This is a genomic window from Sphingomonas cannabina (assembly GCF_021391395.1).
Lineage (GTDB): Bacteria > Pseudomonadota > Alphaproteobacteria > Sphingomonadales > Sphingomonadaceae > Sphingomonas > Sphingomonas cannabina.
The window spans coordinates 41,321-66,534 of sequence record NZ_CP090059.1 but is presented as its reverse complement, the minus strand read 5'-3'; the positions used below and the strand labels follow the sequence as shown (position 1 = coordinate 66,534).

Annotated in this window: 31 protein-coding genes; 28 read left to right on the top strand and 3 right to left on the bottom strand. The window is 69.9% G+C overall.

The annotated features are described in order from the left end of the window. The first annotated feature begins 36 nt into the window (after positions 1-36). The 8 genes from LZK98_RS00355 to LZK98_RS00320 all read left to right on the top strand — a co-directional run bounded on the left by LZK98_RS00355 (position 37) and on the right by LZK98_RS00320 (position 6,306). Positions 37-696: a motility protein A gene (locus LZK98_RS00355; protein WP_233784419.1), complete on the top strand. Its 660-nt coding sequence runs from the start codon at positions 37-39 to the stop codon at positions 694-696. Continuing rightward, positions 693-1,199, top strand: a complete 507-nt coding sequence (locus tag LZK98_RS00350) for a flagellar motor protein MotB (RefSeq protein WP_233784418.1) — start codon at positions 693-695, stop codon at positions 1,197-1,199. Before LZK98_RS00355 ends, LZK98_RS00350 begins: the two co-directional genes overlap by 4 nt. Continuing rightward, complete coding sequence (locus LZK98_RS00345) at positions 1,196-1,729, top strand: flagella basal body P-ring formation protein FlgA (protein ID WP_233784417.1); 534 nt, start codon at positions 1,196-1,198, stop codon at positions 1,727-1,729. The genes LZK98_RS00350 and LZK98_RS00345 overlap by 4 nt, the downstream gene beginning before the upstream one ends. 67 nt (positions 1,730-1,796) lie before the next feature. Next, positions 1,797-2,108, top strand: coding sequence for a flagellar biosynthesis anti-sigma factor FlgM (gene flgM, locus LZK98_RS00340; RefSeq protein WP_233784416.1), 312 nt, complete (start codon positions 1,797-1,799; stop codon positions 2,106-2,108). Beyond that, a complete protein-coding gene (locus LZK98_RS00335) occupies positions 2,095-2,406 on the top strand; it encodes a flagellar protein FlgN (RefSeq protein ID WP_233784415.1) in 312 nt (103 codons plus the stop codon). The genes flgM and LZK98_RS00335 overlap by 14 nt, the downstream gene beginning before the upstream one ends. A gap of 229 nt (positions 2,407-2,635) precedes the next feature. Continuing rightward, positions 2,636-3,478 carry a lytic transglycosylase domain-containing protein gene (locus tag LZK98_RS00330; RefSeq protein WP_233784414.1) on the top strand — a complete coding sequence of 281 codons (843 nt, stop codon included), beginning with the start codon at positions 2,636-2,638 and terminating at the stop codon, positions 3,476-3,478. A gap of 3 nt (positions 3,479-3,481) precedes the next feature. Continuing rightward, positions 3,482-5,566 carry a flagellar biosynthesis protein FlhA gene (gene flhA / locus LZK98_RS00325; protein ID WP_233784413.1) on the top strand — a complete coding sequence of 695 codons (2,085 nt, stop codon included), beginning with the start codon at positions 3,482-3,484 and terminating at the stop codon, positions 5,564-5,566. After that, a complete protein-coding gene (locus LZK98_RS00320; RefSeq protein ID WP_406694242.1) occupies positions 5,566-6,306 on the top strand; it encodes a sigma-70 family RNA polymerase sigma factor in 741 nt (246 codons plus the stop codon). Before flhA ends, LZK98_RS00320 begins: the two co-directional genes overlap by 1 nt. Before the next feature lie 3 nt (positions 6,307-6,309). Here the strand turns inward: LZK98_RS00320 and LZK98_RS00315 are convergent, their stop codons facing one another. Together LZK98_RS00315 and LZK98_RS00310 are read right to left on the bottom strand one after the other, a co-directional pair. After that, positions 6,310-6,648 carry an antibiotic biosynthesis monooxygenase family protein gene (locus tag LZK98_RS00315; RefSeq protein WP_233784411.1) on the bottom strand — a complete coding sequence of 113 codons (339 nt, stop codon included), beginning with the start codon at positions 6,646-6,648 and terminating at the stop codon, positions 6,310-6,312. After that, positions 6,645-6,950, bottom strand: a complete 306-nt coding sequence (locus LZK98_RS00310) for an NIPSNAP family protein (protein ID WP_233784410.1) — start codon at positions 6,948-6,950, stop codon at positions 6,645-6,647. The genes LZK98_RS00315 and LZK98_RS00310 overlap by 4 nt, the downstream gene beginning before the upstream one ends. Positions 6,951-7,021: 71 nt before the next feature. Between LZK98_RS00310 and LZK98_RS00305 the strand changes: the two genes are divergently transcribed. Continuing rightward, positions 7,022-7,690, top strand: a complete 669-nt coding sequence (locus LZK98_RS00305) for an ArsR/SmtB family transcription factor (RefSeq protein WP_233784409.1) — start codon at positions 7,022-7,024, stop codon at positions 7,688-7,690. A 103-nt stretch (positions 7,691-7,793) separates the two neighbouring features. Here the strand turns inward: LZK98_RS00305 and LZK98_RS00300 are convergent, their stop codons facing one another. Further along, positions 7,794-8,612: a flagellin N-terminal helical domain-containing protein gene (locus LZK98_RS00300; protein WP_233784408.1), complete on the bottom strand. Its 819-nt coding sequence runs from the start codon at positions 8,610-8,612 to the stop codon at positions 7,794-7,796. Between the two features lie 305 nt (positions 8,613-8,917). Here LZK98_RS00300 and LZK98_RS00295 point away from each other — a divergent pair, with 305 nt between their 5' ends. From LZK98_RS00295 to LZK98_RS00205, 19 genes are all read left to right on the top strand, one after another. Continuing rightward, positions 8,918-10,186 carry a sigma-54 interaction domain-containing protein gene (locus tag LZK98_RS00295; RefSeq protein WP_233784407.1) on the top strand — a complete coding sequence of 423 codons (1,269 nt, stop codon included), beginning with the start codon at positions 8,918-8,920 and terminating at the stop codon, positions 10,184-10,186. Then, complete coding sequence (fliE, locus tag LZK98_RS00290; protein ID WP_233784406.1) at positions 10,183-10,542, top strand: flagellar hook-basal body complex protein FliE; 360 nt, start codon at positions 10,183-10,185, stop codon at positions 10,540-10,542. Before LZK98_RS00295 ends, fliE begins: the two co-directional genes overlap by 4 nt. Before the next feature lie 3 nt (positions 10,543-10,545). Then, a complete protein-coding gene (gene fliF / locus LZK98_RS00285; RefSeq protein ID WP_233784405.1) occupies positions 10,546-12,225 on the top strand; it encodes a flagellar basal-body MS-ring/collar protein FliF in 1,680 nt (559 codons plus the stop codon). A 2-nt stretch (positions 12,226-12,227) separates the two neighbouring features. Continuing rightward, entirely contained in the window at positions 12,228-13,229 is a 1,002-nt protein-coding gene (fliG, locus tag LZK98_RS00280) for a flagellar motor switch protein FliG (RefSeq protein WP_406694240.1), read from the top strand. Further along, a complete protein-coding gene (locus LZK98_RS00275) occupies positions 13,222-13,938 on the top strand; it encodes a FliH/SctL family protein (protein ID WP_233784403.1) in 717 nt (238 codons plus the stop codon). Before fliG ends, LZK98_RS00275 begins: the two co-directional genes overlap by 8 nt. Positions 13,939-13,948: 10 nt before the next feature. Continuing rightward, positions 13,949-15,268, top strand: a complete 1,320-nt coding sequence (locus LZK98_RS00270; protein WP_233784402.1) for a FliI/YscN family ATPase — start codon at positions 13,949-13,951, stop codon at positions 15,266-15,268. Further along, positions 15,261-15,683, top strand: a complete 423-nt coding sequence (locus LZK98_RS00265; RefSeq protein WP_233784401.1) for a hypothetical protein — start codon at positions 15,261-15,263, stop codon at positions 15,681-15,683. Before LZK98_RS00270 ends, LZK98_RS00265 begins: the two co-directional genes overlap by 8 nt. A 36-nt stretch (positions 15,684-15,719) precedes the next feature. After that, positions 15,720-17,345: a flagellar hook-length control protein FliK gene (locus LZK98_RS00260; protein ID WP_233784400.1), complete on the top strand. Its 1,626-nt coding sequence runs from the start codon at positions 15,720-15,722 to the stop codon at positions 17,343-17,345. 18 nt (positions 17,346-17,363) lie between these two features. Beyond that, complete coding sequence (locus LZK98_RS00255) at positions 17,364-17,984, top strand: flagellar basal body-associated FliL family protein (RefSeq protein ID WP_233784399.1); 621 nt, start codon at positions 17,364-17,366, stop codon at positions 17,982-17,984. 6 nt (positions 17,985-17,990) lie between these two features. Next, on the top strand, positions 17,991-18,947 hold the full coding sequence (locus tag LZK98_RS00250) for a flagellar motor switch protein FliM (RefSeq protein ID WP_233784398.1): 957 nt from the start codon (positions 17,991-17,993) through the stop codon (positions 18,945-18,947). Then, on the top strand, positions 18,944-19,240 hold the full coding sequence (gene fliN / locus LZK98_RS00245; protein ID WP_233784397.1) for a flagellar motor switch protein FliN: 297 nt from the start codon (positions 18,944-18,946) through the stop codon (positions 19,238-19,240). The genes LZK98_RS00250 and fliN overlap by 4 nt, the downstream gene beginning before the upstream one ends. Further along, the gene (locus tag LZK98_RS00240) at positions 19,240-19,494 is read left to right on the top strand and encodes a flagellar biosynthetic protein FliO (RefSeq protein ID WP_233784396.1); all 255 of its coding nucleotides are present in this window, start codon (positions 19,240-19,242) and stop codon (positions 19,492-19,494) included. The genes fliN and LZK98_RS00240 overlap by 1 nt, the downstream gene beginning before the upstream one ends. A 56-nt stretch (positions 19,495-19,550) precedes the next feature. After that, positions 19,551-20,327 carry a flagellar type III secretion system pore protein FliP gene (gene fliP, locus LZK98_RS00235; protein ID WP_233786663.1) on the top strand — a complete coding sequence of 259 codons (777 nt, stop codon included), beginning with the start codon at positions 19,551-19,553 and terminating at the stop codon, positions 20,325-20,327. Between the two features lie 4 nt (positions 20,328-20,331). After that, the gene (fliQ, locus tag LZK98_RS00230; RefSeq protein ID WP_233784395.1) at positions 20,332-20,601 is read left to right on the top strand and encodes a flagellar biosynthesis protein FliQ; all 270 of its coding nucleotides are present in this window, start codon (positions 20,332-20,334) and stop codon (positions 20,599-20,601) included. Between the two features lie 3 nt (positions 20,602-20,604). Beyond that, positions 20,605-21,378, top strand: coding sequence for a flagellar biosynthetic protein FliR (gene fliR, locus LZK98_RS00225; RefSeq protein WP_233784394.1), 774 nt, complete (start codon positions 20,605-20,607; stop codon positions 21,376-21,378). Further along, a complete protein-coding gene (gene flhB / locus LZK98_RS00220; RefSeq protein ID WP_233784393.1) occupies positions 21,378-22,508 on the top strand; it encodes a flagellar type III secretion system protein FlhB in 1,131 nt (376 codons plus the stop codon). Before fliR ends, flhB begins: the two co-directional genes overlap by 1 nt. Positions 22,509-22,622: 114 nt before the next feature. Beyond that, complete coding sequence (gene fliD / locus LZK98_RS00215) at positions 22,623-24,005, top strand: flagellar filament capping protein FliD (RefSeq protein WP_233784392.1); 1,383 nt, start codon at positions 22,623-22,625, stop codon at positions 24,003-24,005. A gap of 8 nt (positions 24,006-24,013) precedes the next feature. Next, a complete protein-coding gene (locus LZK98_RS00210; protein WP_233784391.1) occupies positions 24,014-24,409 on the top strand; it encodes a flagellar export chaperone FliS in 396 nt (131 codons plus the stop codon). A 208-nt stretch (positions 24,410-24,617) separates the two neighbouring features. After that, a complete protein-coding gene (locus LZK98_RS00205) occupies positions 24,618-25,154 on the top strand; it encodes an NADPH-dependent FMN reductase (RefSeq protein WP_233784390.1) in 537 nt (178 codons plus the stop codon). Positions 25,155-25,214 lie beyond the last annotated feature (60 nt).

The following is a 25,214-nucleotide window of genomic DNA, read 5'->3' as shown; positions in this document are numbered from 1 at the left end:
AAATTGGCCCCACCCTTGCAACGCGTGAGGGTGATGATGCTGCATTCACTTCCCTCCCTCGGTAGCTTTGCCGATCCCGCCGCGTTGGCGATCGTCGGCGGCGGCACGCTGCTCGCCCTCGTGCTGCGCACCCCCGGTCGCGACCTGTTCCGTGGGTTCGCCGCGCTCGGCGTGCTGTGGCGCAAGCCCTTTCAGGCGGACGCGCTGCTGACGCAGATCGACGCCCTGTCTCGCATCTCGGCACGGCACGGCGTGGTCCGGCTCGACCGTACCGTCATCGCCGATCCGGACATTGCCGCAGCCGTCGGCCGCATCGTCGATGGTGCGGGCGGCGAGGAGATCTCGGCATTGCTCGACCAGCGCCGCGTCGCGCGTGCCGAGCGGCATCGCGCCGCGATCGACCTATGGTCGGCGGCGGCCGAGATCTTCCCGGCGATGGGCATGGTCGGCACGCTGATCGGACTGGTCAGGATGTTCGCCGGCATGACCGATCCCGCCACCATCGGCGGATCGATGGCGGTGGCGGTGCTGGCGACGCTCTACGGCGCGCTCGCAGCCAACCTGATCGCCATGCCGATCGCGGCGCGCCTCAAGCGTCTCGCCCGCGCCGAGCTGATCGAGCGCGCACGCCTGGTGCAACCCCTCGCCGCGCTCGCCGAGCGCGAGCGCCCGCGCGTCAGGAGGGATGCGGCATGAGCGACCTCACCATCGACGATCCGTTCGAGGAAGGCGCGCGCCGGCCGCTGTGGCTGATCACGCTCGCCGATCTCATGCTGCTGCTGGTCGGCTTCTTCGTTTTCCTCCAGGCGAATCGCGCGCTCGATGGCCGCGCCATCGCCGAGGGGCTGCGCCAAGGCTTCGATGCCGAGCGCGTCGCGCCGATGCCGGTCGATGCCAGCGTGATCGCCGGGTTCGCGCCCGGCTCGGCAGCATTGCCTTCCAATGACGCGATCGCCTGGGCGCGCGAGGCCGCGCGCGACCCGCGCACTACGCTGCGGGTGATCGGCGGTACCGACGGCACCCCTGGCGACGTCGACCGCGCAACCGGCAGCGCCGCGATTCTCGCCGCCGACCGTGCTCGCGCCGCCGCCGCGCTGCTCGCCCGCGCAGTGCCGGCCGACCGCATCGCCATCGAGACCCGCCCCGGCGCCGGCCGCGCCGTCCAGCTCCAGATCGGTTTCGCAGGAGACCCGCAATGATCCGTCCGCTGCTTTTCGCCATCCTCCTCGCGCCGCTGCCTGCGGTTGCGCAGACGATCCGCTTCCAGGATACCACGGCGATCGACGTCGCCGTCGCCGCCTTCACCGGCCACGCCGTCGGCGAGGAAGGCGGCGCCCGTGCCGCCGTCGACAAGCGCCTCAAGCTCGCCGCCTGTCCGCTGCCCAAGCTCGACTGGCGCGGCAGTTACCAGGACTCGGTGGTCGTCACCTGCGACGCACCGGCGTGGCGCATCTACGTGCCGGTGATGACGCCGCCGCGTCCGCGGCCGGTGGTCGCCGCCGCCGCGCCGATCGCACCTGCGCCCAAGGCCGAGCCGGTGATCCGCCGCGGCGACGCGGTGACGCTGGAGGTCGGCGCGCCCGGCTTCTCGATTACCCGCGACGGCGTCGCGATGGGCGATGCGCCCGCGGGCGGGAGGGTCGCGATCAAGGTCGATTCCGCCAAGCCGCCGGTGCAGGCGGTCGCGGTCGAAGCCGGCCGGGCGACGCTGCCCGGCTGGGCCCAATAAAAAATGCTTAAACTTGTCGGCGGCCGGTCGTTTGATCGTCTGAAGATACTATTCGAGGACGGAGACCATGGTGGATCCGATCGGGTCCAAGCCCAGCGTACCGATCGACCGGCGCATCGCACCGGTCGCATCGAGCGCGCCCGTGTCTGCAGCCCAGCCGGCGACGCAGGACGTGGCGGTGCGCGCCGATCCCTCGACTTTGCGTGCGCTGGCGCAGCCCCTCGCGGCGACGCCGCCGGTCGACGCCGATCGCGTCGCCAAGGTCCGCAAGGCAATCCAGGACGGCAATTTCCCGCTGCTGCCCACGACGGTCGCCGACCGGCTGCTGGCGCTGAAGATGCAGTGGGCGCCGCATGGAGGCAGCGATGACGCGTCGTGACGCGCTGGTTCGCGTGATCGAGGCGCTCCATGCCGAGATCGCCGCGCTCAAGGCCAACGACATCGACGCGCTCGAGGCGGCGACCAGCGCCAAGCTCAAAAGCATCGACGCGGTCGCCGCGGCTCGTGAGCCGTCGACCCCGGAGATCGAGGAGCTCGCGCGCGAGGCGCACCGGCTCAACGAGACCTGCCGCGTCTACGTCAACCTGATGGCGGCAAACGTTCGCCGCCGCCTGCAAGTTCTTGCCGGTGCCCCGGCGCAATCCTATCGGCCTCTGGGTGGGGCCGCCATCGCCTAACCCCGCCCCGTTCGCCCGGAGCTTGTCGAAGGGCTGTTTTTTCCAGAGCCTATCCTACCCTCGTCCGTGCTCCTGCGAAGGCAGGAGCTCTAGATCATAGGTGCATCGCTTGCGGCCAGGGCTCCTGCCTTCGCAGGAGCACGATTCCGTTTCGCCTCCGCCACCTCCAAATCTTGGCACGCTCCTTGCTGAATGTCCCGGTAACCATGGGACTTCAGGCAAGAGCTCGATGAGCATACCCTCGATCCAGCGCCTCGGCGGCGTCCAGAACGCGATCGCCGTCGCCAGCGAACGCACCGGCATCGACTTCAACTATCTGCTGGGCCAGGCCCAGGTCGAAAGCGGCCTGCGCCCGAATGCCCGCGCCGGCACCTCCAGCGCGACCGGACTCTACCAGTTCATCGAGCAGAGCTGGCTCGGCGTGGTCAAGCAGCATGGCGCCGAGCACGGCCTCGGCTGGGCGGCCGACAGCATCAGGCAGACCGGCAGCGGCCGCTTCGTCGTGAGCGACCCCGCCGCGCGGCGGGCGATCCTCGACCTGCGCAACGATCCCGCCGCCGCCTCGCTGATGGCGGCAGAGCACGCCAGTGACAACAAGGATGCGCTGGAGGCGAGCCTCGGCCGCGCGGCGACCGGGACCGACCTCTACATGGCTCATTTCCTCGGGATCGGCGGCGCGAAGAAGTTCCTGTCGGCGATGGACGCCAATTCCGGCCGCAGCGCGGCGTCGCTGTTCCCGGCGGCTGCCCGCGCGAACCGCAACGTTTTTTATACCGCTGAAGGCCGCGCGCGATCGCTCGGCGAGGTCTATCAGCGTTTCGCGGCCAAGCTCGACAAGGGCGCGGCGGCAGGCGGCGGCACCGGGCTCGCCTCGGATGCGCTCGATGCCGGCGATCCGAACGTCGAGGTGGTGCTCGGCACCGGCGCCGCCAACGGCGACCGCGATTGGCTGGCGAGCACCCTCGACCGGCTCAAGGCGGCCCAGCCCGCCGCCGCAACCGGCTCGCTGCTCCGGCCCAATCCTCAGAATGCGCGGCTCGCCTATCTGATGCTCGCGAGCCTGGGCGGCTAAGCGATGGCGACGCTTCCGTTCCTGCCGGCGCGCGCGGCGCCGATGGCCAAGAGCTTCGCGCTGCCGATGGCGATGCTGACGCTGGTCGCGCTGATGGTGGTGCCGATCCCGGCGGCGCTGCTCGACGTGTTCTTCGTCACCAACATCATGATCAGCCTCGCGGTGCTGATGGTCGCCCTCAACGCGCAGAAGCCGCTCGACTTCTCCGCCTTCCCGACCGTCCTCCTGTTCGCGACGCTGTTCCGGCTCGGCCTCAACGTCGCCTCGACCCGCGTCGTGCTGGTCCATGGCCACGAGGGCGAGGCCGCCGCGGGCCATGTCATCGAATCCTTCGGCACCTTCCTGATCGGCGGCGATTATGTCGTCGGCCTGTTCGTGTTCGCGATCCTGATCATCATCAACCTGATGGTGGTGACCAAAGGCGCCGGCCGCGTCTCCGAAGTCTCCGCGCGCTTCACCCTGGATGCCCTTCCCGGCAAGCAGATGGCGATCGACGCCGATCTCAACGCCGGCCTCATCACTCCTGACGAAGCGCGCGCGCGCCGGGTCGAGGTCGCGACCGAGGCCGACTTCTACGGCGCGATGGACGGTTCGTCGAAGTTCGTGAAGGGCGACGCCATCGCCGGCCTGCTGATCCTCGCGGTCAACATCGTCGGCGGCCTGATCCTCGGCACGCTGAGCCACGGGCTCGGCGTCAAGGAAGCGGCGCAAACCTACGTCCTGCTCGCGATCGGCGACGCGCTGGTGGCCCAGCTCCCGTCGCTGATGCTGTCGATCGCCGCCGCGGCGATCGTGACCCGCGTCACCTCGACCGACGACCTGGCCGGCCAGATCGGCAGCCAGTTCAGCAGCCACAAGACCTGGACGCCGGTCGCGGCGATCCTCGCCATCCTCGGCGTGATCCCGGGGATGCCGCACTTCGTGATCCTACCCGCCGCCGCCGCCGCCGGCTTCGCTGCCTGGCGGCTCAAGAAGGCCGCGGGTCGCCCCACTCCCGTCATCGAGGCCGCGCCCGAGCCGCAGGACCTCTCCAAGATCGGCTGGGACGAGGTCACCGACACGATGCAGGTGATGCTCGACATCGGCTATGGCCTGGTGCCGCTGGTCGACGAGCGCAAGGGCGCGCCGCTGATGGGGCGCATCACCGGGGTGCGGCGCCAGCTCTCCAAGGAACTGGGCTTCGTCGTGCCGCAGGTGCGCGTGCGCGACGACATCAACCTGGCGCCCTATACCTATCGTATCCTAGTCAACGGCGTGATCGTCGGCGAAGACCAGGCCTCGCCCGACGAGATGCTGGCGCTCGACACCGGCCAGGCGGTCGGCACCATCCCCGGCAAGAAGGTCAAGGACCCGACCTTCGGCCTCGACGCGATCTGGATCGGCCAGGCCGACGCCGACGCGGCGACCGGCGCGGGCTATCTGGTGGTCGACGCCGGCACGGTGATCGCGACCCATCTCAACCAGAATTTGCTCGCCCATGCCTCCGAGCTGCTCGGCCCGGACGAGGTCCAGTCGCTGCTCGACGGACTCAAGGAGCGCGCGGCTGCGCTGGTGGCGGCGCTGTGCCCGCAGCCGGTACCGCTCACCACGCTGACGCTGGTGCTGCGCGGGCTGCTGGCGGAGGGCATTCCGCTGAAGGAGTTCCGCCGCATCGCCGCCGCGATCGCCGTCGCCGCGCAGCGTACCGCCGACGCCGAGGAGGTGATCGAACTGATCCGGCCCGAATTGGGCGGCCTCATCATCCAGAAGCTGTGCGGCGTGCGCGAGCCCTTGCGCGTGATGACGCTCGAGGGCCAACTCGAGGCGCTGCTCGGCCAGGCGGTCCGTTCCGACCCTGCGCGCCGCCACACGATCGAGCCCGACCTCGGCCGCCGCATCGTCGACGCGATGCAGCGCGCGGCCCAGCCGCTGATGGCCGAGGCCAAGCCGTTCGCGCTGGTCGTCCAGCCCGCGATCCGCATCGCAATGCGCAAGCTGGTCAAGTCGGTGCTGCCCGACACGCCGGTGATGAGCTTCTTCGAGGTCCCCGAGGACAAGGCGGTCGAGGTCGTCGCCGTGATCGGCGCGCCGGAGGCGCTGCCGGCATGATGCACGCTCGTATCCAGCCCGATCCGGGCCAGCTGCTCACCTACGCGCCCACCCCGGCGCGCGACGTCGAGGGGCTGGTTCGCAAACACCTGCCGATGGTCCGCCGCATCGCCTGGCACATCCATGGCAGCATGAGCACGATCGTCGACATCGAGGATCTCGTCCAGGTCGGCCTGGTCGCGCTGGTCGAGGCGGTCGGCAGCTTCGAGGAGCGCGGCGCCGTCGCCTTCGAGCAGTATCTGCTGACACGCCTGCGCGGGAGCATGATCGACGAGCTGCGCCGCCAGGCGACGCTGACGCGCGGCGCGATGCGGCGGCGACGGGCGTATAACGACGCGGTGTCCGGCCTCGTGGAGGCGAACGGCCGTCAGCCCACGGACGGCGAGGTCGCGGAGAAGCTCGGCGTCACCGTCGAGAAGCTGCGCACCGACTATGCCACCGCCGAGGCGGTGCGCTTCGATCCGATCGACGACGTCTATTCGGACGAGGGCCCCTGGTTCATGTCCGACGAGCCCTCCGCCTTCGACCAGCTCGCCGAGGCCGACCAGCGCGACGCGCTCGCCGCCGCGATCGCCGAGCTGCCCGAGCGCGAGCAGATCGTCGTCCAGCTCTATTACGTCGAGGAAATGAACCTCGAGGAGATCGGCCAGGTGCTCGGCGTCGGCGCCGCGCGCGTCTGCCAGATCAAGGCATCGGCACACGGACGGCTCAAGAAGGCGCTGGCGCGGCGGCTGGGCTGATCGTCAGCCGTGCGCCGCCCGGCTGTCGTCGGGTGCTTCCTTGCGTCGCGTCATGCCGTAGTCGCGGATCACCTCCGCCACCCGCAGCCGATAATCGGCGAGCACGCCGGTGCGCCCCTCGGCCTGCGCGGCGCGGTGGCCTGGTCGGTTGCGCCACGCCCTTACCGCCGCTTCGTCGCGGAAGAAGGAAAGCGAGAGATAGCGGTTCGAGTCGCCCACGCTGCGGAAGCGTTCGATCGAGATGAAGCCGTCGATCGCCTCCAGCTCGGGCCGCAGGTCGCCGGCGAGCTCGAAATAGCGTTCGGCATCGGCGGGCTCGAGCTCGAAGATCACCGCGATCATCGATCGACCCTCTTGAGGAAGATCCGATCCTCCCGGCGGATGAAGCCCTCGGCCTTGGCGAAGGCGAAATTGTCGCGGCCTGCCGGATCGGCCTTGAGGCGGGTGCGATAGGCCTCGTAGGCGGCGAGATCGGCGATGTCGTAGACGCCATAGGCGGTGGTCGCGGACCCTTCGTGCGGGGCGAAATAGCCGATCAGGTCGGCGCCGCAGCGCGGGATCGCCTCGCCCCAGGCGCGGGCGTAACGTTCGAACCGGTCGACCTTGAAGGGATCGATCTCGTAGCGGATGAAGCAGGTGATCATTGCGTCGCCTCCATTTACTCGCCGCCGTCTAGCGCCTTGTCCGCGGACAATGCTTCGGTTATCACCGAAGCATGAAGGACGGGCCGAGCATCGCCGCCGTCGCCGCGCTGATCGGCGATCCCGCGCGGGCCAACATGCTGACCGCGCTGATGGACGGGCGCGCGCTCACCGTCAGCGAGCTGGGCGACGCGGCCGGCGTGGCGCTGCCGACCGCGAGCGAGCATCTCGCGCGACTGTCCGCGGCGGGGCTCGTCGCCGCCGAGAAGCAGGGGCGTCACCGCTATTATCGCCTGTCCGGCGCCGATGTCGCCGACGTGCTCGAGTCGCTGATGGGCCTCGCCCAGCGCACCGGTGCGACCCGGGTGCGGCCGGGACCGCGCGATGCGGCGCTCAGGGAGGCGCGAGTCTGCTACGATCACCTCGCCGGTGCGCGCGCCGTCGCGCTGGCCGAAGCCCTGGTCTCGCGCGGGTTGATCTCCGCCGGCGAGACGCCTCGGCTGACCGATGACGGCCATGGTTTCCTGGCCGCGCTCGGCATCGAGCCAGGCAAGGGATCGCGGCGTCCGCTCTGCCGCACCTGTCTCGACTGGAGCGAGCGGCGGCACCACCTCGCCGGACGGCTCGGCGCCGCCATCCTCGATCATGTGATCGCCAAGGGGTGGGCGCGGCGCGGCGAGGGGCGGGTAGTCAGCTTCACGCCGCAGGGCGCCGCCGCCTTCGACGCCGCCTTCGGCCTATGAGAAAAGCCCCGGCGGCCGTCCGGCCATCGGGGCTTCTCGATACGCGGTACGGGTCGCTTCCCGGCGCCCTGAAGGGGGGAGGCGCCGGGAAGGGACCTTGGGCTTAGCGCAGCAGCTGCAGGACGCCCTGCTGGCTCTGGTTCGCCTGGGCGAGCATCGCGGTCGAGGCCTGGCTCAGGATCTGCGCCTTGGCGAGCGCCGTCGTCTCGGCCGAGAAATCGGCGTCCTCGATGCGGCTGCGCGCGTCGGTCAGGTTGGTGACGTTGTTGGTCAGGTTGTTGACCACCGACTGCAGGCGGCTCTGCACGGCGCCGAGCTTGGCGCGGGTGTCGGTGACCGTCTTGAGGGCGGCCGAGACCGAACCCGCGGTCGCCGCATCGCCGAGCAGCGTATTCGCATTCGCCGCGGTCGTCACGTCGCCCAGCGTCAGCGTCAGCGCCGAGAGGCCCACGGTCACGGTTTCGCCGGCATTGGCGCCGACCTGGATGTCAACGTCCGCAGCGCCGGTGCCGAACAGGGTGACGCCGTTGAACTTGGTGTCGGTCAGAATGTCGGTGATCTGCGTCTTGAGCTGCTGGACCTCGGTGTCGAGGTTGGTGCGGTCGTCAGCCGAATAGCTGCCGCTGGCGCTCTGCACCGCCAGCTCGCGGATGCGCTGCAGCATGTTGCCGACTTCGTTCAGCGCGCCTTCCGCGGTCTGCGCCAGCGAGATGCCGTCGTTGGCGTTGCGGATCGCCTGGTTCATGCCGCGGACCTGCGTGGTCATCGACGAGGCGATGGCGAGGCCGGCGGCGTCGTCCTTGGCCGAGTTGATGCGCTTGCCGCTCGACAGGCGCTGCATCGCGACGTTGAGCGCGTCGTTGGCCTGGGCGGAGGCGTTCCCCGCGCGCAGCGCCGAAATGTTGGTACCGATGACAGTCATGTCTTGTCTCCGTTCAAAGCCGGCGATCCCGTCATCCCCCCGTTCACGGGAGCTCAGGCCGCCACAGGGGGTAACGGCCGGCCGCGGCGGCGATTAAGCACTTTCGCAAACCAAGGCGGCAAAGGGCCGGAAACCGCCCGGCGTTTCGCTTCCGCGGGGAATGGAAGAACCCCGCGTGCGGGCCTTCGCGCCCCCGGTTTCCTTCTCCGTGCAGGCGCGCCCGGAAAGAATTTGCCGCCGGGCCGCCGTGCTTTACGCGACATTAACCATCGCTGCCCCATCTCGTTCTCGTCACGGGGGAGCTCATGGTTTCACTTTTTCCATCCGCGGCGGTGATCCGCCAGAAATATGCGCTCGTCTCGGGCCTGCGTGCCCAGGGGTTCGACATCGGCTCGTTCGAGACCGGCCGGCCGACGCCGGGCGACCTGTTCCTGATCGCCGACGGCGAGACGCCGCCCGTTCCCGGCCGCACGCTGATCGTCGGCGACGACGGGCTCAAGGCGATCCCGTTCCGCGACGGCAATCCCGCGCGGCTGAGCTACGGCCAGGACGACAGCGGCCTCGGCGCCGGCTTCGCCGCGGCGATGCTGCGGCCCGGTGCCCCGATCGCCGCCGATCCCGAGAGCCTGGCGCTCTACGCGCTCGCCGAGCGCATCGCCCAATCCGACATCACCGTGCTGGTCGGCGGCCCGACCGGCACCGGCAAGGAAGTCCTCGCCCGCGCGATCCACCTGGGCAGCGCACGCGCCGAGGGGCCGTTCATCGCGATCAACTGTGCCGCGCTGCCCGAGACGATGCTCGAGGCGATGCTGTTCGGCCATGTGAAGGGATCGTTCACCGGCGCTAGCTCGGGCGGCCAGGGCTTCTTCCGGGCCGCACATGGCGGCACCCTGCTGCTCGACGAGATCGCCGAAATGCCGCTCGCGCTCCAGGCCAAGCTGCTACGCGCGCTGCAGGAGCGCGAGGTGGTGCCGATCGGCGCGACCGAGGCGGAGAAGGTCGATGTCCGCGTGATCGCCTGCGCCAACCGCGACCTCCAGACCGAGGTCGCCGCCGGGCGCTTCCGTGCCGACCTCTACTATCGCCTCTCGGTGTTCCCGCTCGCCACCCGCGCGCTCGCCGAGCGCCGCGGCGACATCCCCGCGCTCGCCGCGGCGATGATCGTCCGTCATGCCGGCGACCGTGCGACGCTGCCGTGGCTGAGCGACGAGGCGCTGGACGCGCTGCTCCGCCACGACTGGCCGGGCAACGTCCGTGAGCTCGAGAACGTCATCCAGCGCGCGCTGCTGCTGGCACGCGGCGACCGGATCGAGGCCGGCGACATCATCTTCGACCGTCCGGCCGCGCCGGCGCCGATCAGCTTCGCCGACGACGAACCCGCCACGCTCGGCAAGGTCGTGCAGATGAGCGAGTTCGCCGCGATCCGCGAGACGCTGGCGGCGTGCGGCGGCAGCCGTACTGAAACGGCGCGGCGGCTCGGCATCTCCGAGCGCACGCTGCGCTACCGCCTCGCCAAGGCTCGCGAGCAGGGTGAGGATATCGCCCAGGCCCATAGCCAGGCGATTTCGGCATGAGCGGCGTCCCGGGCGTGAACGGCGCGATAGGCGTCGATCGTGTGATGGAGCTGCGCGCGCAGATCCTCGAGCGCAACGCCGCGCTTCAGCGCGCCAATGCCGCAGCGGCTGCCCAGCCGACCGAAACCAGCCCGGTCGCGAGCTTCACCGACGCCTTCAAGGACGCGGTGACCTCGGTCAACGACAGCCAGACCCGCGCCGGCGCGCTTTCCGCCGCCTATGAGCGCGGCGAGACGATCGACATCGCCAAGGTGATGCTTGCCCGCCAGGAAGCCTCGGTCGGGTTCGAGGCGACCCTGCAAGTCCGCAACAAGCTCCTTGCCGCATACAAGGACATCATGAGCATGCCGGTATAAGCCATGGCCACTGACCTCGCCACCGTGCCGCAGGGCACGCCGCTCGCCGGGCGCTTCGCCAATCCGCTGAAGCAGGTCGCCGGCCTGCTGGGCCAGCCCGCGATCAAGCGATCGCTGCCGCTGATCTTCATGATCGGCCTGATCGCTGCCGCCGCGCTCGCCTGGGCGATGCTGCGCCAGCCGCCGCAGCGGGTGCTGTTCCCCAATCTCGCCGACAGCGACAAGGGCGCAGTGGTGCAGGCGCTCAAGGCCGCCAGCATCGCCAGCGACATCGATTCCTCGGGATCGGTCACCGTCGCCGAGGACGATTATCACCGCGCGCGGATGCTGCTCGCCAGCCAGGACCTGCCGAAGGCGGCGCCGGGCGGCTATGCGCTGCTCGACCAGCTGCCGATGGGCGTCAGCCGCGCCGTCGAGGGCGAGCGGCTGCGCCAGGCGCGCGAGACCGAGCTCGCCCGCTCGATCGAGGAGATCGACACCGTCGCCGAGGCGCGCGTCCACCTCGCCACGCCCGAGAGCACCGTGTTCGTCCGCGACCAGGCGGCGCCGTCGGCGAGCGTGATCGTCAAGCTCCAGCCCGGCCGCGCGCTCAGCGACGCGCAGGTGCGTTCGATCGTCAACCTCGTCGCCTCGTCGGTGCCGGGGATGAAGCCCGATGCGGTCACCATCGTCGACCAGATGGGGGCGCTGCTGTCCAAGCCCGGCGGGGGCGGCGACGGCGCGGCCAGCGACGCCCGCATCGCGCTGCAGCGCCAGGTCGAGGACAAGGTGCGCGCGCAGATCAACCAGCTGCTGACCCCCCTGCTCGGCGCCGGCAACTTCACCGCCGAGGTCCAGGCCGACGTCGACATGGACGAAACCCAGGCGACGCGTGAGAGCTATGACAAGCAGGGCGCGCTGCGGGCCGAGCAGGGCAACTGGACCGGCAATCAGCCCGCGGGCACGGCCGGCGCGCCCGGCGGCATTCCCGGCGCGCTGTCGAACTCGCCGCCGGCGCCGGCCACGCTTCAGCTCGCCCAGGGGCAGCAGCCGCCGGCCGCCAACGCCCAGGGCACGCCCGCGACACCGGCCGGGCCGGTCACCCAGGCGATGAAACAGTCGGACAGCTTCACCCGCGCCTACGACCTCGGCAAGGAGGTGTCGGTCACCCGCGCCGCGCCCGGCGGCATCAAGCGGCTGTCGGTCGCCGTGCTGCTGCGCGAGCCGGACAAGGGCCGGCGCACGGCGATGGAGATCCAGCAGATCACCGGGCTGGTCCAGGCGGCGGTCGGCTACAATCCGGCGCGCAGCGACCAGGTGACGGTGATCTCCCGGAAATTCTCCGGCGCTGCCGACGCCGCGCCCCAGCCGGCCTGGTATCAGGCGGAATGGGTGCCGATGGTGTTGCGCAACGTCACCGCGATCGTGATCGCGCTGCTGGTGCTGCTGCTCGGCGTCCGTCCGCTCGCCAAGGCGCTGATGAAGAAGCGCGACGAGGCCGGTGCGCGGCTCGCCTTCGCCAATCCCGAAGCGGCGCCGGGAGCGGTTCGCGCCGACGGCTCGGGACCGGTGACGGTCGAGATGCTCGACAATGCCCGCGGCTATGACCAGCGCGTCGGGCTGGTGCGCGGCTTTACCCGCGAGAACCCGGCCCGCGCCGCGCTGGCGGTGCGCGACATGATCAAGACGGAGGGTGCGCAGTGACCATGCCCGTCCGCCTCTACAGCGGCGTCGAGCGCGCCGCGGTGCTGATGATGCTGGTCGGCGAGGAGGAGGCCGCGGCGATCCTCCAGAAGCTGGATCCCGAGGAAGTGCGCCAGCTCGGCAAGGCGATGTTCGCGGTCGCCGACGTCAGCGAGGCGGAGGTCGAGCTGGTGCTCGACGACTTCGTCGCCAGGGCCAAGGAGCGCACCGACGTCGGCTTCGATCCCCGGCCCAAGATCGAGACGATGATGACCCGCGCGCTGGGGCCGGACAAGGCCGACAGCGTGCTCTCCCGCATCACCCCGCCCGAGGCGGCGGGACAGATCGACCTGCTCGACTGGCTCGATGCCGGCGAGATCGCCTCGCTGATCGAGAACGAGCATCCGCAGATCGCGGCGGTGCTGATCGCCAACCTCGATCCCACGGTTGCGGCGCAGGTGCTGGAGATCCTGCCGGAGCCGATGCAGCCCGAGGTCGTCCACCGCATCGCCAAGCTCGAGCCGGTCTCGCCCGAGGCGCTCGACACGCTGCGCTCGATGCTCTCCAGCCGGGTCGGCAGCGCCGGTGCGCCCGCCGGCGTGCAGCTCGGCGGCACGCGCGAAGCGGCCAAGATCATGCAGAACGCGCGCAAGATCACCGAGGCGCGGGTGATGCCTAAGCTCGCCAAGATCGACCGCGAGGTCGCCCGTGCGATCGAGGAGGCGATGTTCGTGTTCGACAATCTGCTCGAGCTCGACGACAAGAACCTCGGCATCCTCATCCGCAACATCGACGCCGACACGCTCACCCGCGCGCTCAAGGGCGTCGACGAAAGCGCGCGCGAACGCTTCCTCTCCTGCATGTCGAGCCGCGCCGCCGACGGCATCCGCGACGAGATGGAGGAGCGCGGGCCGATGCGCCTGTCCGAAGTGCTGGAAGCGCAGAAGGCGATCATTGCGATCGCGCGCAGCCTGGCCAAGGACGGCACCATCATCATGCGTGGCGGCGAGGATGACTATGTCTGAGTTTCGTGCGGGTTTCGTCAGCCGGCATGACGCCGCCGCCGCCGCGCTGACCGCCGCCTTCGCGCTGCCCACCGGGTTCGAGGCGATCGACCCGCGCGAGCGGGCGAACGGCCGCGTGAAGCCCAAGTCGTTCACGCCGCAGGGCGAAGCCGGTCCGCGCCATTTCGCTCCGCGCGATCCCGATCCGGCCGATGCCGAGACCGGTCAATTCGATCCGGGCACCTTCATCGATCCGATCACCGCCGCGCGCGAGGCAGGCTATGCGGAAGGTTTCGCCGCCGCTCTCGCACAGGCGGAGGCTGACACCGACCGCGACCATATGCTCGCCCAGGCGATCGGCGCGGCGCTGGCCGGCGGCGACCGGCTGGATCGCGAGCGGATCGCGCGCCAGCTGCGCCAGACGGTGATGCTGCTGGTGTCCCGGCTGGTCGGCGAGGCGGGCGTGTCGGGCGAGCTGCTCGCCGCACGGATCGACGCGGCCGTCGAGCTGCTGGCCGATTCGGCCGAATCGGCGCTGCTCCGGCTCCACCCCGCCGACATGCCGCTGATCGAGGGCAAGCTGCCCAAGACATTGTTCCCGGTCGCAGACCCGGCGGTGGCGCGCGGCAGCTTCGTGCTCGAAAGCGCCTCGACCATCGTCGAGGACGGGCCCGAGCAGTGGCTTGACCAGCTCGCCCACGCGATCGACCGGGTGGCGATGCCGAAATGATGCCAAGATCATGATGAACGCCTTCACCGCCGACTATCTCGACAATCTGGCGCTGCGCGATTTCCGGCCGCAACCGAGGGTGTCGGGGCGGCTCGCCTCCTATGACGGGCTGCTGATGGAAGCGGTCGGCCTGTCGCTGCCGGTCGGGACCGTCTGCACCGTAGGCGAGACGATCGAGGCCGAGGTCATCGGTTTCCGCGACGGTAAGACCCTGCTCATGAATCTCGGCGGTCCCGCCGCGCTGCTGCCTAATGCGCCAGTGCGCCCGGTTGGCCCGCCGGGCGAGGCGGAGGTTGGCGCAGCGCTGCTCGGTCGCGTCGTCGATGGCGCCGGCAAGCCGATCGACGGATTAGGCTCCATCCGAGGCGCCGATCACTGGCCGCTCGCCGGCCGGCTGCAGTCGCCGCTGGATCGCGGAAGGGTGCTCGAGCCGCTCGACGTCGGCGTGCGCGCCATCAACGGCCTGCTCACCATCGGCCAGGGCCAGCGCGTCGGCATCATGGCGGGATCGGGCGTCGGCAAGTCGGTACTGCTCGGCATGATCGTGCGCGCCGCCAAGGCCGATGTCGTCGTCGTCGGACTGATCGGCGAGCGCAGCCGCGAGGTCGCGGACTTCCTCGAAACCAAGGTGTCGGGCGAGGCGCGCGCGCGATCGGTCGTCGTGGCGGTCCCCGCCAACCATTCGCCGGTGCTGCGCATCCGCGGCGCGCTGCGCGCCACCGCCATCGCCGAGGCGTTCCGCGCCGAGGGCAAGCGCGTGCTGCTGATCATGGATTCGCTGACCCGCGTCGCCCATGCCGGGCGAGAGATCGGGCTGGCGCTGGGCGAACCTGCATCTGCGCGCGGCTATCCGCCCTCGGCCATCGCGATGCTGCCGAGTCTGATCGAGCGTGCCGGCACTGACGTCACGACCGGCGGCTCTATCACCGCTATCTACACCGTTCTCGCCGACGGAGACGACGGCAACGATCCGGTGGTCGATTCGGCGCGGTCGATCCTCGACGGCCATATCGTACTCTCCCGCGCGCTCGCCGAGCGGGGCGTCTATCCGGCGATCGACATCGGTCCGTCGGTCAGCCGCGTGATGACCGACATCGCAGCCCGCGAGCACGTCCAGGCCGCGCGCGTGCTGCGCCGCCATCTCGCCACTTATGAAGAGAATCGCGACCTGGTGCTGATGGGCGCCTATCGCGCCGGCGCCGATCCCGCGATCGACGCGGCCATCGCCTATCATCCGGCGGTGATGGACTATGTCCGGCAGGACGCCGACCAGGTCGTACCGCTCGACGAGGCGGTGACCGAGCTGGTCGGGGTGTTCGGCGATGGCTGATCGCGATCGCCTGAATCGCCTGCTGCGCGTCCGCACGCTCCAGCTCGGCTGGGTGCGGGCCGAGGAGATCGCCGCCAACGCGCGGCTCGACAGCGAGACGGCGCTCAAGACGCGCATCGTCCAGCTCGCCGACAATATCGCGCCGCAGGAGGCGGAGGCGGGTTTCGCCGCCAGCCTCGCCGCCGCAGCCTATTACCGCGACCGGCTCCATGCTTCGGCGCTGGCCGCACAGGCACGGGTCGAGGCCGCCGAAGCGGGCGTCGAGCGCGCCCGCGCCGCCACCCGCGAAGCACGGCGCGACCAGTCGGCGATCGAGAAGCTGATCCAGCGCGCCGAGGCCGAGGAAGCGATCAAGGCCCTCCGCGCGCTCGAGGAAGCACCGGCCTTCCGGAGAAAACGGCACGCTCCTTGCTGATCCTCCGGCGAAGCTTCGCCACGGGGAATTGTCCGCATGATCCAGATCACGACCCTGCTCGCCACCGGGCCGATCGACGCGCCCCGGCCTGCGGGGTCGATTCCGCCGATTTCCGCCGATTTCGCGGTGGCGCTGGAGCAGATGCTGGCGCCGGCGGCAAGCCCGCTCGCGCCCGGCGCGGCTGCGGACATGCCGGCGATCGGGCGGCAAATGCCTGCCGCGGGCGGCAAGGATTTGCCGGCGGTGGAGATTGCGGACCTCCCGGCGCTCGATATCCCCACGGCGACGGGGACGCCCCCTGCTCCGCCGGTGGCGCGACCGAGGACCGACATCGACGTCGCCGCGCTTGCTGCCGTTGCCGCCGGAGAAGCCCTAACCGATCCCGAAGCCTCGGGCGCAAAGGCCCGTGAAACGGCCGAAGCACCCGCGACGCCCGCGATCCTGCCGACCCCGTCGGGCGCCAAGAAGATCAAATCCGAAAGGCACGCCCGCACCGACGCCGAACCGGTGAGCGGAAAAAAGGTCCGCATGGCGGAGGTGCCGGCACAGCCTTCGGCCGAAATGGTCGCGGAGCGACCGGAGGCCGGGAGCAAAGTCGAAGCTGAGCCTGAACCGCATGATCGGAAGGCGAAGAAGGCGAAGGATGTAGCGGTCGCGATCGCGTCGCCAACGGTGCCGATTCCCGAACCCGTCGTGATCCACGCCGCACCGGAGATCCGATCCGGCCGATCCGCGCCACCGAACCTCGACATCGCGCAATCGAGTCCGCTCGCAACGACCGGCCGGGCCGCTTCTGAACCGACCACAGCCGCTGCGCCCGATGCGCCGGTCGGGCCCGAGACGAAGATCGAGCTGCCCGCAACGCCGCGCCAGCCGGCCGAATCGGTGCCCGAGCCGACCGCGCAACCGCAGCCCGCCCTCGTCGCGGCCATGCCGCTGCGCCCGAGCCGGCCTCTCGAAAGCGAATCGGCGCCGGTGATACGCCTTCCCCTCGCAGCACCGGAGCGGCCTAAGCCAGGCGCCGCGCCTGTCGTCTTGCGCCCGGCCACCGCCGCGCCGAAGCCTCAGCCGATCGGGACGGCCAGCCCCGCCGCGCAGCCCGCTGCCCAGGCCTTCGCCGCGGCAATCTTCGCCGCCGAGCGCGCCGCGCCGGCGAAGCGCGAGGATGCGGCTGCCGATCCTGCCGCCATTCTGCCGGGCGTCTCCGCGCCGGCCGGGCAGGCGCCGGTCGCGGTGCACGCCTCCGCTCAGGCGCACGGCGCGCCGCTCGACACCCGCCGCGACGACTGGATGGGCCAGATGATCGAGCGGATCGAGATGATCCGCGACGAGGGCGGCGCGCGCGAGGCGCACATCCGCCTCGCGCCCGACGCGCTCGGCAAGGTCGACGTCGCGATCCGCCACGACGGCGACACCGTCCATGTCCAACTCACCGCCGACACGCCTGCGGCGCGCACGTTGCTCGCCGACGCCGCCCCGCGGCTCGCGGAGATGGCGGAGAGCCGGGGCCTGAAGCTCGGCGGCTCCGGCGTCGATTCCGGCAATCCCCAGGCGCAGCCGGATGCGCGCGACCCGCGCCAGCCCGCCGCGCCGTTCCGCCCGCGCAGCCCTGCCGCTGCCGCCCGAGACCTCCCAGAAACGAGCGACGAGCGCGTCGCCTGACATCCGAAGGACTGAACCATGAGCGACAAGACCGAAGAGACACCCAAGAAGAAGAAAGGCGGCGTGGTGAAGCTGCTGATGATCGGCGGCGGCCTGCTGGTGCTGATCGGCGGCGGCGTCGGCGCCGGGCTCTATGCCGCATCGAGCGGCCTGATCGGCGGCGGTGGCGGTCATGCCGCCGCGCCGAGTGGCCCCCGCCTCGTTCCCGCCTCCGAGCAGAAGCCGACGGCCGCGGGCGAAGGCGGCGGCCACGGCGAGGAGGGCGAGAGCAAGGGTGCCAGCCACGGCCAGCCCACGCCGGCCGGCTCGGGCGGGGACAAATATGCCTCCAACTACTACACGCTCGACAAGGAGTTCACCTCCAACCTCAAGGAGAGCGTCCATTTCATCCAGGTGGGCGTCGCCGTCTCCACGCCCTACGACGACACGGTCATCAACAACCTGAAGACCCACGAGATCGCCGTCCGCTCGGCGATCCTGATGGAGCTCGGCAACACCGAGGAGGACAGCGTCTTCGCCGAGGACGGCAAGCGCGCGATCCAGAAGCGGCTGACCGATGCGATCAACCGCGTGCTCAAGGAAAAAACGGGCTTCGGCGGGATCAGTAACGTCTACTTTACCAATTTCGTTGTTCAGTGACCGGGCATGGTTAACGACACGGCAACCACGAATCGCGACGAACGACGCGGGCGCGCACGCGCGGCGGCGGAGCATGTCGCGTCGCTGGGCGCCGCGAACCTCAATCCGTTCGGCGACCTCCACACGGTCCAGCATCTCTCCGCCCGCCTCGCGCGGACGCTGCGCGGCGTGTTCGAGCCGGTACTGCGCCGTTCGGTCCGGAGCTGGGCCGAGCCGCTCGTCGTCCAGCGCTTCGCCGACTATATCGCCGAACGCCCGCACGGCCTCACCGCCTGGCTGCCGCTGGCGATGACGCCGGGCGAGGCGCGCGCGCTGATCGTGTTCGACGGCGGCTTCGTGCTCGAGACGCTCGACCTCTATTTCGGCGGCCCCGGGGAACGTCCCAAGCCGCTGCCGGGCGAGTTCACCCCCGCGGCCGAGGCGATGATCATCCGGCTCGGCCAGATGCTGACGGAGCCGCTCGCCTCCGCCTGGGAACCGCTCGCGCGCATCGGCTTCGCCCCCGGCCATCCCGAGGCGAGCCCGGCGATGCTGCAGCGCCTCGACGGCGACGATGCCATGGTGGTGACCCGCTTCGGCATCGCGGCGGGCGAGAGCCACCCGGTGTTCGTCGACATCCTCTATCCGGTCGCGGCGCTCAAGCCATTCGCGCCGACGCTGATGGGCAAGGTGGTCAACGGCCGCTCGACCGCGGTCGAGCCCCGCTGGCGCGCCGGCCTGACCCGCGCGGCGATGAACGTGCGCTTCCCGGTCCGCTCGGTGCTGGCCGAGCCGGTGATCTCGCTCGGCGCGCTCATGGAGCTCAAGGTCGGCGACGTGCTGCCAGTCAGCTTCGGCGCCGAGGTGCCGATCATGGTCAACAACGATCGCCTCGGCACCGGCCTGGTCGGCACCGCCAACGGCCATGCCGCGATCCGCATCACCCAACTCAACCGCTTCGACGAAGAGGAAGCCGTCCAATGAACGACATGACCGGCACCGCCCCGGTCGACCCGTCCGTCGCCGCCAATTTCCGGCTGCTGCAGGACGTCGACGTCAAGCTGACCGTCGAGATCGGCTCGACCTCGCTCACATTGCGCGAACTGCTCGCGCTGGGCGAGGCGAGCGTGATCGAGCTCGACCGTCACGCCAACGAGCTGCTCGACGTGTTCGTCAACGGCACGCTGATCGGCCGCGGCGAGGTCGTCACGGTCGGCGACAAGTTCGGCGTGCGCATGACCGAGCTGGTCAGCCCCGACAAGCGGGCCGACCGCTGATGATGTGGGGCTATATCCTGAAGCTGGTCGTGCTGCTGCCGCTCGTCTGCGGCCTGCTGATCGGCTGTCTCTATCTGTGGCGCCGGCTCGAGGCGCGGATGCCCGGCAACCAGGGCGAACGGCTGCTCAAGGTGCGCGAGACGATGATGATCTCGCCGGGCCTGAGGCTCGCGGTGCTCGATTTCGAGGGGCGGCGGCTGCTGGTCTCGGTCGGCCGCGGCGGAGTCAATCTGATCGACAAGGCCGACCAGTGACGCTTTCCGATTTCCTGCCGGCCGCCCGGAGCAATTCGGGCCGGACGCTCCGCGCGTTGCTGATCGTGCTCGCGCTCATCACCACGCTGCTGGTCGCCTTCCCGGCCTTCGCCCAGGCTGCTCCCGCGGTGCCCGCGCCGGCGACGCCCGGCGTCGGCGATGCGGTCGACCGTGCGCTGGGCGATCTCGGCGGCGGCAATGCGCCGCTCAGCCTCAGCTTGCAGATCCTCATCATCATGGGGCTGCTCACGGTGCTGCCGGGCATCCTGCTGATGATGACCAGCTTCACCCGGATCGTGATCGTGCTGGCGATCCTGCGCCAGGCGCTCGGCCTCCAGCAGTCGCCGCCCAACCAGGTGCTGATCGGCCTTTCGCTGTTCCTGAGCTTCTTCGTGATGTCGCCGGTGATCGGCGAGATCAACACCGCGGCGATCCAGCCCTATGCCGCGAGCAAGATCGGCGCGACCGACATGATCGCGACCGCGGCCAAACCGCTCCACGCCTTCATGGTCAAGCAGACGCGGGTCAAGGACGTGACGATGTTCGCGGGCATGGCGAAGAGCGGCCCTTATGCGAACTCGGCGGACGTGCCTTTCTCGGTGCTGCTCCCCGCCTTCGTCACCAGCGAGCTCAAGACGGCCTTCCAGATCGGCTTCCTCATCTTCCTGCCCTTCATCATCATCGACCTGGTGGTGGCGACGGTGCTGATGTCGCTCGGCATGATGATGCTGAGCCCACAGATCATCTCGCTGCCGTTCAAGCTGCTGCTGTTCGTCCTCGTCGACGGCTGGGCGCTGACGATGGGCAGCCTCGCCAACAGCTTCGTGAGCTGAAGCGATGGACGCCGATTACTTTCTGACGGTGGCGCGCGAGGCGATGTGGGTGCTGGCGCTCGCCGCGGCGCCGATCCTGATCCCGGCGCTGCTCTCCGGCCTGATCCTCGGCATGATCCAGGCGGCGACCTCGATCAACGAGCAGACGCTGAGCTTCGTCCCCAAGCTGATCGTGGTGGCAGTCAGCCTGGTGATCTTCGGGGGCATGATCCTGGGGCTGCTCAGCGATTTCACGCTCAGCATCTTCGAGCGCATTCCCGATCTGGTGAAATAGCCGATGATGGGCTTCGGCCTCTCGATCGAGCCGCAGCTCTGGGCGCTCTTGTTCTGCATGGTGCGGATCGGCGCGGCATTCGTTGCAGCGCCGGTGTTCAGCGCGGTGGCGGTGCCGCTGCCCGTGCGCATCACCCTCGCCGGCGCGATCGGGGTGCTGGTGATGAACGTGACGCAGATTCGCGCGCCCGAGCAGATCTTCGCGCTCGCGACCTTCCTCGCGGTGGCATCGGAGGCGCTGGTGGGGCTCGCGCTCGGCTTCGTGCTGCAGATCGCCTTCGCCGCGCCGCTGGTCGCGGGCGAGCTGATCGGCAGCTCGATGGGAATCGGCTTCGCCGCCCAAGTCGATCCGCAGCATGGCGTCTCCACGCCCGCCGTCGGCAACTTCCTGTCGGTACTGCTGACGCTGCTGTTCCTGTCGGTCGACGGCCATCTCGTGCTGGTCGACCTCGTCGTGCGCAGCTATGAGGCGCTGCCGCCCGGCGCCGCCTGGATCGCGCCGGGGCGGCTGATGAACATCGTGCTGTTCGGCGGCTATACCTTCCTCGCCGGGCTGCTGCTGGCGCTGCCAGTCGGCTTCCTGCTGCTGTGCCTCAACATGGTCGTGGGTATGCTGTCGCGTTCGGCGCCGGCGCTGAACCTGTTCGCGGTGGGTCTGCCCGCCAGCCTCGCCGTCGGGGTGGTCGCGCTGTTCATCGCGCTGCCGGCGATGGGCGACTACATGCAGGTGATCGTCCGCGAGGCGCTCGACATGGCCGCGAAGCTGGTGCTCGGTTGATGGCGGAGGGCGATCGCACCGAGGCCCCGACACCCAAGCGCCTGCAGAAGGCGCGGGACGAGGGCGACGTCCTTCGATCGCGCGAGTTCGCCTCGGCGCTGGTGATCCTGATCGGCTGCGGCTGGATGGTGTTCTTCGGCCCCGCGCTGCTGGCGGCCTGCCGGCAGGTGATGGCGGCGAGCTTCGCCTTCGGCCGTGCCGACGTCGAGCATTTCGAGCCGTTCCGCCCCCTTGCCGAAGCGGGGTGGAAACTGGCGCCCTCGCTCGGCGCGCTGTTCGCCGTGGCGATCGCCGCGGCGGTCCTGAGCCAGGCCGGACTTGGCGCGCTCACCTTCAACGCCAAGAACCTCGGCTTCAAGGCGAACAAGCTGAACCCTGCGAGCGGGCTCAAGCGCATCTTCGGGATGCAGGGCTGGATCGAGCTCGCCAAGTCGCTGCTCAAGGTGGTGCTGCTCGGCGCGATCGGTTTGTGGATGCTGTGGAACACCGCGCAAGGATCGCTGGGACTGGTCTCCTCCGATCTCAATCGTGCGGTGGGAGCGCTCGGCTCGACCTTCCTCACGCTGCTGTTCGCCATGGCCGGCGGGCTGGTCGCCATCGCAGCGATCGACGTACCGGTCACCGCCTTCCGCCGCCTCCAGAATCTGCGCATGACCAAGCAGGAGGTGAAGGACGAGCATAAGGAAAGCGAAGGATCGCCCGAGGTGAAGGCGGCGATCCGCGCCAAGCAGCGCGCCATCCTCAAGCGCAGCTTCCGCAAGGCGGTGGCCGAGGCGCATGTCGTGCTCACCAACCCCACCCATTTCGCGGTGGCGCTGCGCTACGACCGGATGAGCGATCAGGTGCCGGTAGTGGTCGCCAAGGGCCGCGGCGAGACAGCGCTCGCGATCCGCGAGCTCGCCGGCGAGATGGCGGTGCCGGTGCTCGAATATCCGACGCTCGCCCGCGCGGTCTACTACACCAGCCAGGAAGGGCAGGAGGTCCGCGACGACCTCTACCTCGCGATCGCGACGGTGCTTGCCTTCGTGTTCGGCATCAACGCGCAGGCGGGCGGGGCGCCGCCACCGGTCACCGTGCCGGAAACCGCCCGCTTCGACGAGAACGGGCGGAAAGTGGACGTGACGCGATAGGTGCCTGTGCTCCTGCGAAGGCAGGAGCCGTGGCTCCTGCCTTCGCAGGAGCACGAGAGGAGTCCTAAAGTTTCGCCGCCCGCGGCCGATTATCTTTGAGAAGGGGAACAGGCGATGGTCGATTCGATTACCAAGACGCTCGGGGTCGGGTCGGGCATCGACATCCAGGCGCTGGTGACCTCGCTGGTCGACGCGCAGTTCGACACGCGCACCAAGCTGCTCGACAAGCGCGAGGAGACGCTGACCGCGCAGGTCTCGGCGGTGTCGCAGCTCAAGAACGGCATCACCGGCTTCAACACCGCGCTCAAGTCGCTGGTCACCGGCGGCACGCTCCAGACGCAGCCGACCAGCGCCAACAGCGCGATCGTCAAGGTGAGCGCGCTCGCCGGCGCCAAGCTCTCCGGCCTCAACGCCACCGTCGAGGTGCGCGCGCTCGCCTCCGCGCAGGTCGCGAGCACCGCGACGGCGGTGCCCGCCGGCACGCGCATCGGCACCGGAACGCTGCAGTTCGCCTTCGCCGACGGCACCAGCGTCGCGCCGATCACGATCGGCGACGGCGACGCGACGCTGTCCGGCATCGCCGCGAAGATCAACGCCGCCGGTATCGGCATTACCGCGTCGGTGGTGAGCGATTCGACCGGCGACCGGCTGGTGATGAAGGGCGCGACCGGCGAGGCCAAGGCGTTCACCCTGAGCGCGACCGAGACCGCCGGCGATGCCGGGCTCGCCGCGCTCAACGTCGGCGGCGGCGCGACCGGCACCCAGATCGTCTCCGCGGCAGCCGACGCGCTGGTCGCGGTCGACGGCGTCGAGGTCCGCCGCGCGTCCAACGTCATCACCGACCTCCTCCCCGGCGTCCGGCTCGAACTCCAGACGGCAGCGGTCGGCACCAAGGTCGCGATCGGCAGCGCACCCTCCACCGCGGCGCTGTCGCAGGCGGTGAACGACGTCGTCAGCACCTACAACGAGCTCTACGCGATGCTGAAGGAGGCGACCGACCCGGTGAACGGCAGCCTCGCCCGCGATTCCGGCGCGCGCGACATGCTCGCGCGGCTGCGCCAGCTCACCACGATCAACCTGACCGGGACCGACGACAGCATTCCCAACAGCCTCGCCGCGATCGGCGTCGTCACCAATCGCGACGGCACGCTCAGCCTCGATTCGGCCAAGCTCGCCACGCAGCTCGCCAAGGCACCCGACGCGATCGAGGCGATGTTCGCCGACCGCGGCGACGGCACCGGCCTGTCGTCGGCGCTCAACGCCATCACCGTCGCCGTCACCAGCCGCACCACCGGTCTCGGCGCCAGCGAAACGCGCTACAGCCAGGCCCAGACCGCGCTGGGCGAGGACCGCGACAAGCTGTCGGCCGACGAGGACAAGACGCGTACGCGCCTCACCCAGCAATTCGGCAGCATGGATGCCAAGGTCGCCGCCTACAAGAGCACGCAGAGCTTCCTGGAGCAGCAGATCGCGGCCTGGAACAGCAGCAACGACTGAGCGGGGACATGCGCTATTCTTCCGCCTTCGCGCGTCCCGAGGACACCTATCGGGCGGTCGACCTTGCCGGTCGCACCGGCGGGGAGGACCCGGCTGGCCTGGTCTCGCTGCTCTATGCCGAGGCGTCGCGCGCGCTGCGCACCGCCGCCTGGGCGGCCGAGCACCGCCGGTTCGACGTCAAAAGCGAGCGTGTCACCCGTGCGCTCTCGATCCTGTTCGCGCTCGAAGGCGGGCTCGACTTCGACAAGGGCGGCGAGGTGTCGAAGACGCTCGCCCGCGTCTATCAGGGCGCGCGCGCCGAGCTGGTCGAGGCGAGCCTCGATGCCGACCCCAAGCGCTTCATCGCCATCGCCGAGACGATCGAGGAGATCGCGGCGGCGTGGGAGACGGTGCGGCGGGGGTAAGTCGTCGGCCATTTCTCCTGCATTCACCCCTCTACCGTCACCCCGGCGAAGGCCGGGGTCCACCGTGCGGCGAGCAACGGACAAGCGGTTCAAGCGGCAACGCCTGCTGCCTGGTGAACCCCGGCCTTCGCCGGGGTGACGGAGGGAATGGGGGCCACATCTCCAAAAAATGGTGCGCCCCGCCGCCGCTTGCACTAACCGGCATCGCATGAGCCAGCCGCATATCGTCGCTCTCGGGGGCACCACGCGCGCCGAATCCGCCACCGGCCGCACGCTGGCGGCGGCATTGCGGATCGCGGAGGCCCAGGGCGCCCGCACCACCTTGCTCACCGGCGAAGCGATCGATTTCCCCAATTACGACCCGGCCGGGATCAAGAACAGCGCCGAGATCGATGCCTTCCTCACGGCGCTGCGCGGTGCCGACGGGATCATCCTCGGCTCGCCGGGCTATCACGGCACCTTCTCCGGCCTGGTCAAGAATGCGCTCGATCACGTCGAGCTGATGGCGAAGGACGAACGGCCCTATTTCAGCGGGATGCCGGTGGGGCAGATCGCGATCGCAGCGGGCTGGCAGGCGGCTGTGTCGACGCTCACGGGCCTCAGGACCATCACCCACGCGCTGCGCGGCTGGCCGACGCCGCTGGGGGTCGCGATCAATTCGGCCGAGCCCGACGCCATTGCCCGCGCCGAGCCGCAGATCGCGCTGATGGTGGGGCAGATCCTGGATTTCCTGGCACGGCGCTGAGTCCATTATCGTCATCCCGGCGGAAGCCGGGATCTCACGCGATCATGCATGCGGCTTGAG